Raw genomic sequence first — 14,720 nt, forward strand, 5'->3', positions numbered from 1 at the left:
CTTACCTCTGGTATGAAAAAGGCGACTTAAAGTCGCCTTTTCTTATTTACTTCTAATTTTTTCGACAATAGCTGTAGTTGAGCTATTTTCCACTAAGCCCAGCACTTTTACTTCACCGCCATAGGCATACACAATATCTGCGCCTACTACTTGATCAACCCCATAATCCCCTCCCTTAACGAGCACATCAGGCTTTAAGATGCGCAGTAAGTCTTCAGGGGTATCTGTATTAAAACTGGTTGTCCAATCTACTGCGCTAAGTCCTGAAAGCACCATCATACGGCGTTCCACCGCATTAATTGGACGGCCTATGCCTTTTAACTTGGTCACCGAGGCATCACTATTAACGGCCACGATTAAGCGGTCACCTAACTGGCGGGCTTCCTCTAAATAGCTCACATGTCCTGCATGTAAAATATCAAAACAACCATTAGTGAAAACAATCTTTTCACCTTGAGCACGAGCTTCCTCAACCATAGTCTTTAATTGTTCTATGGTTAGAATTCCTCGCCCTGAGCTACTATTTTTCTGCACTTCACGTCTGAGCTCTGGCGCACTGACGGTGGAAGTACCTAGCTTACCAACCACAATACTTGCAGCAATATTGGCTAACGCCATGGCTTGCGGTAGCGGCTCATCTGCTGCTATAGCAGCCGCCATTGTAGAAATAACAGTATCGCCTGCACCTGTCACGTCAAAGACTTCGCGCGCTCTTGCTGGCAAATGCACGGCTGGCAAATTAGGTCGTAATAAGGTCATGCCTTGTTCACTGCGAGTGACTAACAATGCGCCTAATTCAAGCTCTTGCATAAGTTGAGCGCCACGCGTAACTATCTGCTCTTCATCGCTACAATAACCAACAATAGCTTCAAACTCAGCTAGGTTAGGCGTGAGCAAACTCGCACCACGGTAAATACTAAAATCATGCCCTTTAGGGTCCGCTAATACAGCAACACCTTTGCGCTTAGCGGCTTGTAATAAGGCTTGGTGATTTTGCAATGTACCTTTGTTGTAATCGGACAGTACTAACACTTTAACACCGTCTAACAAAGCATCAACCTGAGCTAATAAGGCGGCTTGATCGGTATTAAAGCGATCTTCAAAGTCCATGCGCAACAACTGTTGATGACGGCTCATCACACGCAATTTAACAATGGTTGGCTGGTTTTCAAGCTGCTGAAAGTAGGTTTGCACACCCACTGAAGCCAGTTGCTGAGCTAAAGCGGTGGACGCCTCATCTTTACCTGTAACGCCGACTAAGGATACAGGCGCTCCTAAAGCCGCAATATTTAATGCAACGTTGGCAGCTCCGCCTGGGCGGTCTTCCATATGATCTACTTTCACAACTGGTACTGGCGCTTCCGGCGAAATGCGCGACGTACTGCCATTCCAGTAGCGATCCAACATTACATCACCCACAACTAAAACGGGGGCTTTTGCAAATGATGGTAAAGATAGCCTCATATACAGCTCCAACTCAGTGAAAAACTGCATCATCTTAGCATGAATACTGAAAAACCATAGATAGCCAGCTTAGTGCCAGCACATTAATTTGCTCACAACAAACTATTATAAAAAGAGGGCTAGCTGCTATGTTAGGCACAGCAGCTAACAAGGCTAGTTAAATGATGATGCTGGCAATTAATGGCATTAATACCGCCGTCAATAATCCCATGATGCTCATGGCTAGCGCGGAGAAAGCCCCTTCTTCATTGCCTTCTTGTAACGCGCGTGCTGTACCTACGGCGTGAGCACTAATACCTAAAGCAATGCCTACTGCGGCAGGCGTTTTAATCTTAAATAAGCGTAGTAATTCAACACCCATCATAGCGCCTAACACACCGGTAATCATCACAAAAACAGCCGCCAAGGAAGCTGAGCCACCCATTTCATCAGCCACTAGCATAGCAATAGGCGTGGTTACTGATTTAGGCGCCATTGTTTTCACAATAAGTTCATCTGCTCCAAACAGCCATGCTAAGCCAAAGCCCAATACCGTAGCTAATGTGCCAGCGCATACCAAGGTAATTAAAACAGGCCAAAATACAGCGCGCACTCGGCGCATATTTAAAAAGAGTGGTACCGCCAGTACGACTGTGGCTGGACCTAATAACAAGGTGAGCATGGTAGTACCCTGTTTATATTCTTGATAATCCACGCCCAGTAAAGTTAACAGGCCAATAATAACTAGCATAGAAACTAATACTGGCTGGAGAAACATAGAACCCGTTTTTTCATAGCCTTTTTGCGCTAATTGAAAAACAGCTAAGGTAATAAAAATAAAAAATAAAGGATGGTGTACCACAGCGTCTAAGGTTGTACTTATCATTCTTGATTCTCCTTACGCGCTTGGCGCTGCATAAGGTATTGCATTAGCCATCCTGCAAAGACGATGCTGACTACAATAGAAATAAATAAGCTGCCTACTACGGCCAGAAAACTTGCTTTAACTAAGTCCCAGTGCGCCATAATCCCTACAGCAGGTGGCACTAGTAATAACGGCAAGTATTTTAATAAGCTGCTCGCGGCGGCATCTAAATCTTCTGTTGTTTCACCACGAATCAACAGAAAAATAAACAGCAGCACAAACCCCAAAATAGGGCCTGGAATAATGCTAATAACAAGCATATTCAAAGCTGTGCCTAAAAGTTGAAATAGAATCAACCAAGTTAAACCACGCAATAACATGATGACCTCTTACCCAAAGTATTCGTCATTATTTTTATAAGAAATGCTTTGCTAACTAACAAAGACAAGCGTTTTAACGCAGGAAATCAAATAGGTTAAACCTATTTTTAGGAGCAACATACACCCTTGCTTTAGCTTTTGCACACAAAACAGACTCAGCAGATCGTCTAACATGCCACTTTGACTAGGCAGTCAAGAATTTACTTAACCAACAACGCCTCAGGTGTTAATGCTTGTCCTTGCCAGACAAAAGGAACAGGCCAAAGCTGAGCCTGCCCTAAGTATTCGGCCCATAATTGAGCATAGTTTTTATGCTCAACAGGATGTATTCCTTGAGGAAATAACAACGCCATAGGCCACATTACGAAGGCATATTTAATTAGATCTACTCGTGGTAGCTCAATGTTCTCAAAGGTGCCGACTGCGTTACCATACAATAAAATATCAATGTCTAATGGGACAGCTTGCTGACCTTCTACTCGACGCCCATATCGCATTTCTATTTGCTTTAGTTGGTTATGTAAATCAGATAAGGACAGGCTGCAAGTAGCACTCACTACAATGTTTAAAAAGGGCAGTTTCTGCCCACCTACAGGCTGGCTTTCAAAGACAGGTGAGCAGTGTAACTGGCCACATAACTGGCTCAGTTCATCCAATGCTGCGCACAGGTGTTGCTCCCGCTGCAAATTACTCCCTATTCCAAAGAATACTTCTACTGGCGGCATCCGCGTTCAATCTCCACGCCAACACCAGAAGCTTCTTTCACAGCACCTTTTTTAGTGATTTTTAACCGTAACCAAGGTAGTTTGTATTCAGTAAGCAGCGCTTTACTCAAGTCCTCTGCGAATGTTTCAACCAGTTGGTAACTAGCTTGCTGAGCAAAACTTTGAATACGTGCACTAACAGCAGCATAATCTAATGCAAGCGTGATATCATCGCCTAGGGCTGCAGGTTGGTTATCCCATCCCATATGCAAGTCTATAATTAGACACTGATGAATGGTGCGTTCCCAGTCATAAACACCAATGACAGTTTCTACTTCTAGACTTTCGATGAATACTATGTCCATCTTGGCATGTACCTCGTTAGAATCAAGACTTAACTAGCCTCGAGTAAACCTGAATGGAGTTTTGGTTACAGATCATTAGCGCCTATTTGCTTGGCTCGTTTTCGTTTGCGATTTTTCTTAGCAAACGCTACGGGCGAGTAGACCCGCGCGAGCAAGGATCAGGTAATCCAGGCGCCACCAATATGCTACGTGTAGCCGGTCGGCAACTCGCTATCCTTACCTTAATTGGCGATATTGCTAAAGGTTTAGTGCCTGTTTTAGTCGCCAAATACCTCCAGCAAAACCCTCAACAACAAGCTTGGATTGGGCTTGCCGCTGTGCTCGGCCATCTGTATCCGCTATACCATCAATTTAAGGGCGGCAAAGGTATATCAACTGGCGCAGGAATGCTACTGGGTTTATACCCACCGGCGTTTCTGATTGCCATTGCTGCATGGCTTCTAGCCTTTGCCCTTACCCGTACTAGCTCTGCCGCCGCCATGGCAGCGTTACCACTGAGCTTACCAATGCTAGCTTGGCAAGAACCTACTGCATTAGTACCTGTTAGTATTTTGAGCATACTGTTAATTTGGCGCCATCGACAGAATGTTAAGGATCTATGGTACGGTCGTGAGCGCCATTTTTAACTAAATAGCTGGCAGTGTTTCCATAGCCCAACGTGCTTTAACACCAATAGCCTGACCTTCTTTTTGCCCTGCTAACAAACGCTGACAACCTGCATAAGCAATCATGGCGCCATTATCTGTACAAAATCGAGGGCGCGCATAAAATACTTGGCCATTAAGGTGAGATAGCATTTTCTCTAGTGCCATACGCAGTGCTTGATTGGCACTAACACCGCCTGCAATAACCAAACGCGTTAAGCCTTCCTGCTGTAAAGCTCGCCCACACTTAATAACCAAAGTATCCACAACGGCGGCCTGAAATGCATGAGCTAAATCTGCTTTGCTTTGTTCAGAGGCATTATTAGCTTCAATGCATTTTTGCCATGCGGTTAAGGTTGAGGTTTTTAAACCACTAAAACTAAAATCCAAACCTGGCCTGTCTGTCATTGGCCGTGGCAATTTAAAACGCTTAGCAACACCTTGTTCTGCTAACTTCGCAATTTCCGGCCCACCTGGGTAACGTAACCCCAACAACTTAGCGGTTTTATCAAAAGCCTCACCTGCTGCATCATCAATAGATTCGCCCAGCAGTTTATAGCGCCCAATGCCATCAACTCGTACTAATTGGGTATGCCCACCAGAAACCAACAACGCTACAAAAGGAAAGGCAGGGGGATTATCTTCTAACATAGGCGCTAACAAATGCCCTTCCATATGATGCACGCCTACACTAGGAATATTAAGCGCATGTGCCATAGCTTGCGCGCAAGAAGCCCCCACCAGTAATGCACCGACCAACCCTGGACCAGCGGTATAGGCAATCGCCTCTATATCATTTCGCGTTAACTTCGCCTCGCTAAGCACTTGCTTAATTAGCGGTATAGTACGCTTAACATGGTCGCGCGAAGCTAATTCAGGGACAACACCACCATATACACGGTGCAAATCAATCTGACTAAAGAGCGCATCAGCGAGTAAGCCTTTTTCACTATGATAAAGGGCTACCCCTGTTTCATCACAGGATGTTTCAATTCCTAAAACCAACATAATTTATCGCCATTAACCTCTTAGGGTTAAGCATCGTAAAAAGAATATTTATTCTAACTGAAAACAGCACAGCCTGCTTTTTTGTTTATTCCTTTGCATTCCTGCTCAATTAGAGGTAACATTCGCAACCCTTAATGAGGGTGTGATGCTTAGCTGTTGAAAAACACATAAGTATTCACACAAACCACCGGTTAATTGATGAAGGTACGATCCGAATGCCAGCTGTCAAACTTAAAGACAACGAACCATTTGACGTCGCCCTGCGTCGCTTCAAACGCGCCTGCGAAAAAGCCGGTGTGCTAGCTGAAGTACGCAGCCGCGAGTTCTATGAGAAGCCAACTGCAGAGCGCAAACGTAAAGCAGCTGCGGCTGTAAAACGCCACGCTAAAAAAGTACAGCGCGAACAACGCCGCCGCGAACGTCCATACTAAGTTATAGATATTCGATGCGCTAAAAGCCCGGTATATTCCGGGTTTTTGGCTTTTTAGCAGACTACAATTTTTATATGTGACCTCTCTGCGAAAGCCTCTGTCTTATTGATCACTCCAATCCTAAGTGTTATCACTACACCCTATTTCCTTACAGCTAAGGTATAGTAAGTGTAAGTCCTACTGTGGAAGCACAAAAAAGCATGGCTGGATTAATTCCCCAATCTTTTATTGACGACGTACTCAATCGCACCGATATCTTGGATGTGATTGGCTCGCGCATCCAATTAAAAAAGACAGGGAAAAACCATACCGCCTGCTGCCCTTTCCATAAAGAAAAAACACCTTCATTCTCGGTTAACCCAGATGAACAGTTTTACTACTGCTTTGGCTGCGGCGCAGGAGGAAATGCAGTTAGTTTTTTAATGGACCATGACCACTTAGCCTTTCCTCAAGCTGTTGAGGAGCTTGCCAAAAACCTTGGTTTAGAAGTTCCTTATGATGAGCAATTTACCAGCAACAAACCTCGACAAGCCGCTAATTCGCCACTTTACCCATTATTACAAGCGGCCTGTGACTATTATAAAGAGGCGCTAAAAAATCATCCGCAACGTAAAATAGCTGTTAATTATTTAAAGCAGCGCGGTTTATCTGGTGAGATTGCCCGCGACTTTCTTTTAGGCTTCGCCCCTGCAGGCTGGGATAACCTTAGTTTACATTTGGGTGGTGACAGCTTAACGCAAAAGCATCTAGTTGATGCGGGCTTATTAGTTGAAAATCCTGACACAGGTAAAAGATATGATCGCTTTCGTGAGCGAATCATTTTTCCTATTCGCGATACCCGTGGACGCGTTATAGGTTTCGGTGGGCGTGTACTAGGCGATGACAAGCCCAAATACTTAAACTCACCGGAAACTCCTGTATTCCACAAAGGCCAAGAGCTCTATGGCTTATTTGAAGCCCGTCAATTCAATCGCAATTTAAATGAAATTATTGTGGTTGAAGGCTACATGGACGTTATTGCATTAGCCCAACAGGGCTTACGCAATGCAGTTGCCACTTTAGGCACAGCAACTAGCGAGGAGCATATAAAGCGCCTATTTCGCTTAGTGCCCACTATTATCTTCTGTTTTGATGGGGATAATGCTGGACGCAAGGCTGCTTGGCGAGCACTTGATTCCTGCTTGAATAGTTTAAAAGATGGGCTACATGCACGCTTTCTATTCTTACCAGAGGGCGAAGACCCTGATAGCTTGATCCGACAAGAAGGGTTAACCAACTTTCAAACTCGCTTGCAACAAAACTCTCTTTCGCTAACGGAATACTTCTTTCAACATCTATGTGATGAAGCGGATCCTCGTAGCTTAGAAGGTAAAGCGCACTTAGCTACATTAGCGCAACCCTTAATACAGCGCATACAGGGTGCTAATTTACGCACTCTCATGCTGCAACAACTTGAAAACATTACAGGGCTTACAGCGCACAGCCCTAAAACCTCAGTGCCAAGCACTGATAACAGTCTCGCAGCAGAACATAGCTCTGCTCCTTATGACTACCCTCCCTACGATGCTGTTGACAGCTACTGGGGTTACGCTACACCTAATATCCATCATCAACCTTCAGAACGACTTAACAGCACAAAAGCAACGCGCTCTAAAACTCGGCAAGAAACGCTAAAGCACGCTGTAGAGTCACCTAACTTAGCAGCTATCCGCACTCTACTGCACTACCCTGCACTAGCACAAAAAGTGGAAAGCACCAGTTTCTTTTCTGATGAAAATGATACTTATGCTCAGCTTTTGATCGCATTATTAGAAGCTTTGCAAAAAAATGAAACACTCAGCAGTTTTCAGCTACTGACTCGCTGGCATGGGACGGAGCAAGGTCGTTTATTGCGCACCCTCGCCGAAAAGGAATGGCTGATTGATGAGAGCAACCTTGAACAACAGTTTTTTGACACCATTTATCGTTTAAGCGCACGTCAACGTGAGCGACGCTTAGAGTTTTTGATACAAAAATCAAAAACTGGCGCATTAAATGAGGAAGAAAAGCAAAACCTACGTGAACTGCTTCAACAACACAGCAGTTTACAGAATTCCGGCTGTACTCGGTAGAAAAAATGCTCGCATTTGCGGTATAATGCTTTTTTAACTTCCGTCGGCCAAGACCTTTTTTTGGATAGGGTGATATGTCCGCAAAAGCCCAACAACAATCTCGCCTCAAAGAACTGATCGCTCGCGGTCGTGAACAGGGTTACCTGACTTACGCCGAGGTGAACGACCATCTGCCTGAAGATATTTCAGATCCGGAACAGGTTGAAGACATTATTCGCATGATCAACGACATGGGAATTAATGTTTTTGAAACTGCTCCCGATGCTGATGCACTTTTAATGGCAGAAGCAGACACTGACGAGGCCGCTGCTGAAGAAGCTGCTGCTGCACTTGCAGCTGTGGAAACTGAAATCGGCCGCACAACTGACCCAGTGCGCATGTATATGCGTGAAATGGGCACAGTTGAGCTATTAACACGTGAAGGCGAAATTGAAATCGCCAAACGTATCGAAGAAGGTATCCGCGAGGTCATGGGCGCTATTGCCTATTTCCCCGGCACAGTGTCTAGCATCATTACTGACTTTAATCGCGCTATTGCCGAAGGCACGCGTTTAACTGATATCTTCAATGGTTATATTGACCCTGACGATGGTATTCCTGAGCCTGCAGCCCAAGAACCAGAGCAACCTATTCCTGGCACTAATAAAGCCAAATCAGCTAAAGATGATTTAGATGATGAGGACGAAGAAGCCGAAGAAGCCAGCGAAGAAGATGAAGAAGCTGGTGATGGTGGTCCTGATCCCGAAGAAGCCAAGATCCGTTTTGCGGCTATTGAAGCGCAGTTGCTAGAAACAGAAAAAGTGTTGAAAAAGCACAAGCGCTCTCACCGTACAGCTATTGCTGCTTTAGATAGCCTTGCTGAACTCTTCATGCCAATTAAGTTAGTACCTAAACAATATGAAGCATTAGTAGGTTTAATTGGTGAAACACTACAACGCATTCGTAAACAAGAGCGTAGCATTATGCAGCTTTGTGTACGTGATGCACGCATGCCACGCGCTGACTTCTTAAAACTCTTTCCAGGTAATGAAATCAACCTTGATTGGGTAGACGGTATTGCTAAAGGCAAAGCCAAATATGCTCAAAGCATTGCTGAGCTCGCCGAAGATATTAAGCGTAATCAGCAACAACTCATTGCCCTTGAAGAAGAAATTGGCTTAGACATTTCTGAAATTAAAGACATCAACCGTCGCCTTTCTATTGGTGAAGCAAAAGCTCGTCGCGCCAAGAAAGAAATGGTTGAAGCCAACTTACGTCTGGTTATTTCTATTGCCAAGAAATACACCAACCGTGGCTTGCAGTTCCTTGATTTGATTCAAGAAGGCAATATTGGCTTGATGAAGGCCGTCGATAAATTTGAATATCGCCGTGGCTATAAATTCTCAACCTATGCCACATGGTGGATTCGCCAAGCAATTACACGCTCAATTGCTGACCAAGCGCGCACCATCCGTATTCCTGTGCATATGATTGAAACAATCAACAAGCTAAACCGTATTTCTCGCCAAATGCTACAAGAGATGGGTCGCGAGCCTACTCCTGAAGAATTAGGTGAGCGCATGGACATGCCTGAAGATCGTATTCGCAAGGTATTAAAAATTGCTAAAGAACCAATTTCAATGGAAACCCCTATTGGTGATGATGACGATTCACATTTAGGCGATTTCATTGAAGACGTTACTATGCAATCACCTGTTGATGTAGCTACCTCTGAAAGCTTAAAAGAATCAACACGTGAAGTACTCAGCGGCCTTACTGAACGTGAAGCTAAAGTACTGCGTATGCGTTTTGGTATTGATATGAATACCGATCACACGCTGGAAGAAGTAGGCAAACAGTTTGATGTAACACGTGAGCGTATTCGTCAAATTGAAGCCAAAGCCTTGCGTAAATTGCGTCATCCATCACGAAGCGAGCACTTGCGTTCCTTCTTGGATGAATAAAATATGCTAACCCCCGATTTTATCGGGGGTTTTTATTTGCCAAATGAAAAAATATCGTTATACTTTAGCCCTCTCTTTTGGGCCTGTAGCTCAGTTGGTTAGAGCAGGGGACTCATAATCCCTTGGTCCACGGTTCAAGTCCGTGCAGGCCCACCAACTCCCTCCTCTATCTAAATCACATCTGTCCATTTAGCATAAGTATGTTTTATATCTGCTGCTTTTTTGATGTTATTTTCTATACTTAAATTTTTATTGCTGGAGATATGGATAGTCTTTTGGTTTTCCCGCCTACCATAAAGAAACTATCGTGTTAGGACAAAACATCGAACACGACAAAGTCATGCAAGCATTAAAAAGCACTGTTACTGCTTTAAATTGGAAAACCGCGCATATAGCTGAAACTAAAATTTATGCGAAAGCTAAAGTTAATTGGTTATCTTGGGGAGAAGATATTTCTATCTATGTCATGCCAGATACAAGTATCCAGATTGAGAGTAAATGCATACTGCCAACACAGTGTATTGATTTAGGCAAAAATAAAAAGAATGTAGAGAAGTTCAAGGCACAACTACAGGCGTTTTTCCCTCACTAACAATAGTGACTTACCTAAGTTAATTAGCTTAGGTAAGTGATGGCTAGGCTAGTACAGCTAAGTAGCTTATTCTTCGTCATCCTCGCTAATGTAGTCCCAGTTTAAATCCAGGGATTCCAGTAGTTGTTCAAAAGACTCACTATCATTACTGCCCATAAATACGCCTTCAACTTGATCCTCTGGATTGATACAAAGAAGAAGAATATCGTTAAAGTCTCGCGTAAAAATACGCTGTTTGTGCTCAGTTAGATCTTTTAACTCTTGCCAGTTCGCTTCTATCTCAGCCATAAAGCCTTTAGGGGCAATATGAAAGCTATTAGCATTAAAAGCAGCGCCACCTAGAACAGCATTAATAATAGCTGCATTTAATAAAAACCCATCTAGATGCTGACTATCTAAAAGCCACTCAGAGCTACTGCCAGCTAAATCATAATTGACATAAACAGGTGGATTTTCTTCGGTAAGTTGACTCTTTTTAATTCCCCAGCATCCCGCACCTTGGTTTTCCGTATAGAACACAAAAAAACCATCGTCTGACACACAAACTTCTGCTAATGGTGCTAAGTGATTAAAAGCTTGGTTAATTACCTCATCCTTACCTAAAGCCAAATAATAGCTACGTAAAATCGCTGGAATTTGCACATTTAAGCGGTTTTCTAAATTTTTAAGCTCCAAGGCGGAAAAACCGAGTGCTTCTCCCTGCTCAACACCGTAAAGAGTTTTTATCTGTTCTATATAGGTTTGTATCATCAGGCTGACCTTTTCAATAAAATACGTTATGCCATAAGCATTTTTAACACATGACTATGATGCTTTTATACATACAATATTGAGGATGTCCTGTTTTATTTCATTAGTTATCGCATAATCCCAACATTAACCAATGATTGGAGTTGGCATGACGGAAGTAATACAGTTCTTACAAGCTATTTTTCTCGGCTTAATGATGCTGTTGCCTTTGTCTAATCCACTGACAGCAGTTGTCTTATTTCTAAGCCTTTCTGGCAAGATGAGCCGCGCTGAACGTGACCAACAAGCACGCTTAGCTGCATTCTATGTGTTTGGTATTATGACCATTGGTTTCTATGCAGGCCAATTTGTTATGGCTAGTTTTGGTATATCCATGCCTGGTTTACGCATTGCAGGCGGTTTAATTGTTAGCGTTATTGGTTTTGGCATGCTCTTTCCAAAACAACCCTTAGAAGAAAATTTAGATCTTGAAGGTAAGGCTAAAGAACTAGCGCAGAAATCTTCTAATAATATTGCTTTTGTGCCTATCGCTATGCCGGGAACAGCGGGCCCCGGCGCATTAGCGGTAATCATCAGCAGCGCTGCGACTATTTCATCCAATCCCTTGAATTACCCTATTTGGATCTATTATGTCGCACCACTGGTATGTTTTTTAGCAATATCAGCCTTGCTGTGGGTTTCTTTACGTAGTGCTAATTCGATTATGCAATGGCTAGGCAAAAGTGGAATTGATGCCATCTCACGTATTATGGGATTTCTTTTAATCTGCATGGGTGTGCAATTTGTTATTACTGGTGTAACTGATATCGTGCACAGCTTTTTGCTATAACTAAAAAGAGCAGCCATAGCTGCTCTTTGACTTCCGTTAAACCTAGAAACTTAGGCTATAACCCACATTCAACTGGCGTTGTTTAAAGCGTCCACCGCGGTCGGCTTCAAAGTCAACGTACAGTTGTTGGTTAGGTGTAAAGTTGGTAGAAACACCGATGCCATATTGCCCCCAGCTGCCTTTAAAGCTGTGGTGCTCTTTAGCATTATTTAGGTAGTAATCGGCACCGCCTGCAAACTCACGCACTAATGCCGCTTTGGCGTAAATAGTAGTTGGTAGGCTGCTTTGGTTGATGTCGTAACCCACTGAACCACCAAAACGGCCTAAGGTTGAGTTTTGACTGTCAAGTTTTACGCGTAGACCGTTCGATGCACGATAGCTAGCAGCATCAATGTGTGTTGCCGTTAATTGTGCTTGTGGCTCAATAAACCAGCCTTGATCTTTGCTGTTCAGGTAAATGCGTTTGCCAACACCTGCTGATAAACTATATGAGTTGGTTTTGGTGTCGCCTTTAACGCTATTGCCGCCTAAGCTGGTGACTTTAAAGTCGTTGTTTAGACGTGCATATTTTAAAACAACATCAGCATATAGGTGATCTTCTGTCATATAGCTGCCATACAATGAGGCGTTGTAGCTTTTTAATTTAGCAGAGCCAAAATTATGATCTTGATCACCATAGGTGTAACCCACTACAGCGCCTAGGTAAAAGTTACCTTGAGTATTAACAGAAAGCTTGTTGTCCCAACCGATTTGCAGTGCGTTATATTTCATGTCAAAACCGCTTAGCAAGCCGCTTTCGAAGGCATTAATTTTACCGTTGTAGCCACGAATCCACAGGTTGTTATCGGCTTTATTATTACGAATGTCGCTCACACGATTAAGAATATTTTTGGTTTCAACAAGGTTGGTGAGGTAGTTGCCTACCATGCTATTGGCTGCTACATTCGCACTTGAGCTAAGAACTGAGCCATGTGAACGGCCATTGGTATTAGCAACATATTCGCCATTCACTTCTTTAGCGGAAAATTGATAACCGCCTGCTTCAAAGTCATTGACGATAAAACCACTATCTACATCTTTGATGTCAATTTTAGCTAACGCAAGCTGACTATCAACAGTAGCATTGGCGCTGCCGTTGTCTTTCACAAACAAATGCGCTTTACCTTCCATTTCTTTTACATAAATATGGTCAGAATCCACACCATTGGTGTTAAGAATAAAGGTACCGCCACCATTAACTGTTAGTTTTTCTTCAATGTTCAGTGTATAAAAACCAGCATTACTATTCAGCCTTGCCATAGTGTTAACGGGAGCAGGTTTATTCATAAACTGCACAAGTGAATTATTTAATTCAAGACTATTAACATCGGAGTTTCCTGTAATGTCCCATTGACTTTTCCAGTTATTACCGCCTTTAGATAAAATAATTTCTGCTTTACCGCCTGATATTTTTGTGATATTAGTTTTTAAATAATCAATACCATCTAGATTTAATTTAGATTCACTTTCTAAAACTATATCTCCACTTATTTTATAACGCTGCACTGTTGATTTAATCTCATTAGGTGTTATTAAAAACATATTATGTTCATTCTTTAAATAAATAGCATTACTACTAGATTCAATATTTAAAGAGTAGTTTTCTATATAAGAACTGCCTTCACCATCAAAGTAAATAGCACTTCTCTTAATTTTATCATTAACATCAGAGGTTACTTTAATGTTTATTCTACCAAGCTGATAACGATTTTCTACTTGTGAAATATCAGCTTCACTTAGATGAGAAATACCACCAATTTTTACTTTAACATTAATACCATCAGCATTATGCGCAGTTATATTTAACCCGCCACAAAAAATTATGATTCCAACATTGCTAGTGCTATCGGAAAAAATACCTGCACTTTTCTTATTAGTTGCACCTGAAACATTAATATTAAAAAAATTTTCATGATTAGGATCTAACGTCATATTTGTAGTCATTCCGAAGTATTTTGAGTTTTCACTTTTAATTCCATAAGCTGCTCCTGTGTCACTTACTGAGTTTATATTTACTGCGCCATTATCATTATAAATACCAATAGTGCTACGCTCACCAAAAGTTTGTATGCCTATGGCATCTTTTCCCTTGCCTATTACATGAACATTTTTAGGCTCTCCTACATGAAAGTTAACACCTGTTGGATGAATTTGAGGATCACCAATCTTTATTCCAACCTCAGCAGAATCAGTGGCGTACACTGATGAGATATTAACTGCTGTTAAAGCAACAACTAATAAACTAAACTTAAAAATATTTTTATTTTCGACCTTCATATGAATTCCCTTTATATAAATAAGTAACACCACTTCAAAATGTAAGCTCACTATCTATCTGTTGTTTTAACAACTACATCATCATTAAAGCTATTATCCCTATCAATATCTTCGTCAGTTATTGTTCTATCAAAAGACTTAGAGCATACAGGCATCATGTTCGTGCTTAACAATGCAAACATTAAAAAGCTTAATTTAAAATTCATAAAAATCCCTTTTAAAGTTAGAGTTTTTACAACAAACTGCACTTTTATAGCTTTAACAAAAATAATTTTATCTGCTACAGATCTAATTTTGAAAAAATAATTTATTTGAATATGTTTAAAAAAATATTAATTC

Annotated in this window: 14 protein-coding genes and 1 tRNA gene; 7 read left to right on the top strand and 8 right to left on the bottom strand. The window is 42.2% G+C overall.

Translation table 11 applies throughout. From position 1 onward, the window contains the following. Positions 1-42: 42 nt before the first annotated feature. The 5 genes from hldE to folB form a co-directional block, all read right to left on the bottom strand. Positions 43-1,464 (bottom strand): bifunctional D-glycero-beta-D-manno-heptose-7-phosphate kinase/D-glycero-beta-D-manno-heptose 1-phosphate adenylyltransferase HldE, encoded by a 1,422-nt coding sequence (gene hldE, locus VQ643_RS04100; protein ID WP_414198000.1) that lies wholly within the window; start codon positions 1,462-1,464, stop codon positions 43-45. Positions 1,465-1,621: 157 nt separating this feature from the next. Beyond that, positions 1,622-2,329, bottom strand: a complete 708-nt coding sequence (locus tag VQ643_RS04105; RefSeq protein ID WP_414198001.1) for an LrgB family protein — start codon at positions 2,327-2,329, stop codon at positions 1,622-1,624. Next, the gene (locus VQ643_RS04110) at positions 2,326-2,688 is read right to left on the bottom strand and encodes a CidA/LrgA family protein (RefSeq protein WP_414198002.1); all 363 of its coding nucleotides are present in this window, start codon (positions 2,686-2,688) and stop codon (positions 2,326-2,328) included. Before VQ643_RS04110 ends, VQ643_RS04105 begins: the two co-directional genes overlap by 4 nt. Positions 2,689-2,888: 200 nt before the next feature. Continuing rightward, positions 2,889-3,413 carry a 2-amino-4-hydroxy-6-hydroxymethyldihydropteridine diphosphokinase gene (folK, locus tag VQ643_RS04115; protein ID WP_414198003.1) on the bottom strand — a complete coding sequence of 175 codons (525 nt, stop codon included), beginning with the start codon at positions 3,411-3,413 and terminating at the stop codon, positions 2,889-2,891. Beyond that, positions 3,401-3,757, bottom strand: coding sequence for a dihydroneopterin aldolase (gene folB, locus VQ643_RS04120; protein ID WP_414198004.1), 357 nt, complete (start codon positions 3,755-3,757; stop codon positions 3,401-3,403). The genes folK and folB overlap by 13 nt, the downstream gene beginning before the upstream one ends. Before the next feature lie 53 nt (positions 3,758-3,810). Between folB and plsY the strand changes: the two genes are divergently transcribed. Further along, on the top strand, positions 3,811-4,383 hold the full coding sequence (gene plsY / locus VQ643_RS04125; RefSeq protein WP_414198005.1) for a glycerol-3-phosphate 1-O-acyltransferase PlsY: 573 nt from the start codon (positions 3,811-3,813) through the stop codon (positions 4,381-4,383). On the opposite strand, the gene tsaD is transcribed toward plsY, so the two are convergent. Continuing rightward, positions 4,384-5,409 carry a tRNA (adenosine(37)-N6)-threonylcarbamoyltransferase complex transferase subunit TsaD gene (gene tsaD / locus VQ643_RS04130; protein ID WP_414198006.1) on the bottom strand — a complete coding sequence of 342 codons (1,026 nt, stop codon included), beginning with the start codon at positions 5,407-5,409 and terminating at the stop codon, positions 4,384-4,386. Positions 5,410-5,624: 215 nt separating this feature from the next. Here tsaD and rpsU point away from each other — a divergent pair, with 215 nt between their 5' ends. The 5 genes from rpsU (at position 5,625) to VQ643_RS04155 (ending at position 10,486) form a co-directional block, all read left to right on the top strand. Then, positions 5,625-5,840, top strand: coding sequence for a 30S ribosomal protein S21 (rpsU, locus tag VQ643_RS04135; RefSeq protein WP_414198007.1), 216 nt, complete (start codon positions 5,625-5,627; stop codon positions 5,838-5,840). A gap of 200 nt (positions 5,841-6,040) precedes the next feature. Then, a complete protein-coding gene (gene dnaG, locus VQ643_RS04140) occupies positions 6,041-7,951 on the top strand; it encodes a DNA primase (protein WP_414198022.1) in 1,911 nt (636 codons plus the stop codon). 74 nt (positions 7,952-8,025) lie between these two features. Next, positions 8,026-9,894 (top strand): RNA polymerase sigma factor RpoD, encoded by a 1,869-nt coding sequence (rpoD, locus tag VQ643_RS04145; protein WP_414198008.1) that lies wholly within the window; start codon positions 8,026-8,028, stop codon positions 9,892-9,894. A gap of 79 nt (positions 9,895-9,973) precedes the next feature. Then, positions 9,974-10,050, top strand: a tRNA-Ile gene (locus VQ643_RS04150). A 151-nt stretch (positions 10,051-10,201) separates the two neighbouring features. Then, a complete protein-coding gene (locus VQ643_RS04155; protein ID WP_414198009.1) occupies positions 10,202-10,486 on the top strand; it encodes a DUF1499 domain-containing protein in 285 nt (94 codons plus the stop codon). A gap of 66 nt (positions 10,487-10,552) precedes the next feature. Here VQ643_RS04155 and VQ643_RS04160 read toward each other — a convergent pair whose 3' ends face one another. After that, entirely contained in the window at positions 10,553-11,236 is a 684-nt protein-coding gene (locus tag VQ643_RS04160) for a hypothetical protein (protein WP_414198010.1), read from the bottom strand. A 148-nt stretch (positions 11,237-11,384) separates the two neighbouring features. Here VQ643_RS04160 and VQ643_RS04165 point away from each other — a divergent pair, with 148 nt between their 5' ends. Beyond that, complete coding sequence (locus VQ643_RS04165) at positions 11,385-12,065, top strand: MarC family NAAT transporter (RefSeq protein WP_414198011.1); 681 nt, start codon at positions 11,385-11,387, stop codon at positions 12,063-12,065. Between the two features lie 42 nt (positions 12,066-12,107). Here the strand turns inward: VQ643_RS04165 and VQ643_RS04170 are convergent, their stop codons facing one another. Next, entirely contained in the window at positions 12,108-14,381 is a 2,274-nt protein-coding gene (locus VQ643_RS04170; protein ID WP_414198012.1) for an autotransporter outer membrane beta-barrel domain-containing protein, read from the bottom strand. Between the last annotated feature and the right edge of the window lie 339 nt (positions 14,382-14,720).

The organism is Pseudomonas sp. F1_0610 (genome assembly GCF_047470865.1).
GTDB lineage: Bacteria > Pseudomonadota > Gammaproteobacteria > Pseudomonadales > Pseudomonadaceae > JAZDRH01.

Excerpts from the sequence above, each read along its gene's own strand:
- VQ643_RS04105 (WP_414198001.1), bottom strand. The coding sequence starts at position 2,329 with ATGATAAGTACAACCTTAGACGCTGTGGTACACCATCCTTTATTTTTT.
- dnaG (WP_414198022.1), top strand. The coding sequence starts at position 6,041 with ATGGCTGGATTAATTCCCCAATCTTTTATTGACGACGTACTCAATCGC.
- rpoD (WP_414198008.1), top strand. The coding sequence starts at position 8,026 with ATGTCCGCAAAAGCCCAACAACAATCTCGCCTCAAAGAACTGATCGCT.
- plsY (WP_414198005.1), top strand. The coding sequence starts at position 3,811 with ATGGAGTTTTGGTTACAGATCATTAGCGCCTATTTGCTTGGCTCGTTT.
- VQ643_RS04110 (WP_414198002.1), bottom strand. The coding sequence starts at position 2,688 with ATGTTATTGCGTGGTTTAACTTGGTTGATTCTATTTCAACTTTTAGGC.
- hldE (WP_414198000.1), bottom strand. The coding sequence starts at position 1,464 with ATGAGGCTATCTTTACCATCATTTGCAAAAGCCCCCGTTTTAGTTGTG.
- rpsU (WP_414198007.1), top strand. The coding sequence starts at position 5,625 with ATGCCAGCTGTCAAACTTAAAGACAACGAACCATTTGACGTCGCCCTG.
- VQ643_RS04160 (WP_414198010.1), bottom strand. The coding sequence starts at position 11,236 with ATGATACAAACCTATATAGAACAGATAAAAACTCTTTACGGTGTTGAG.
- folB (WP_414198004.1), bottom strand. The coding sequence starts at position 3,757 with ATGGACATAGTATTCATCGAAAGTCTAGAAGTAGAAACTGTCATTGGT.
- VQ643_RS04165 (WP_414198011.1), top strand. The coding sequence starts at position 11,385 with ATGACGGAAGTAATACAGTTCTTACAAGCTATTTTTCTCGGCTTAATG.
- VQ643_RS04170 (WP_414198012.1), bottom strand. The coding sequence starts at position 14,381 with ATGAAGGTCGAAAATAAAAATATTTTTAAGTTTAGTTTATTAGTTGTT.
- folK (WP_414198003.1), bottom strand. The coding sequence starts at position 3,413 with ATGCCGCCAGTAGAAGTATTCTTTGGAATAGGGAGTAATTTGCAGCGG.
- tsaD (WP_414198006.1), bottom strand. The coding sequence starts at position 5,409 with ATGTTGGTTTTAGGAATTGAAACATCCTGTGATGAAACAGGGGTAGCC.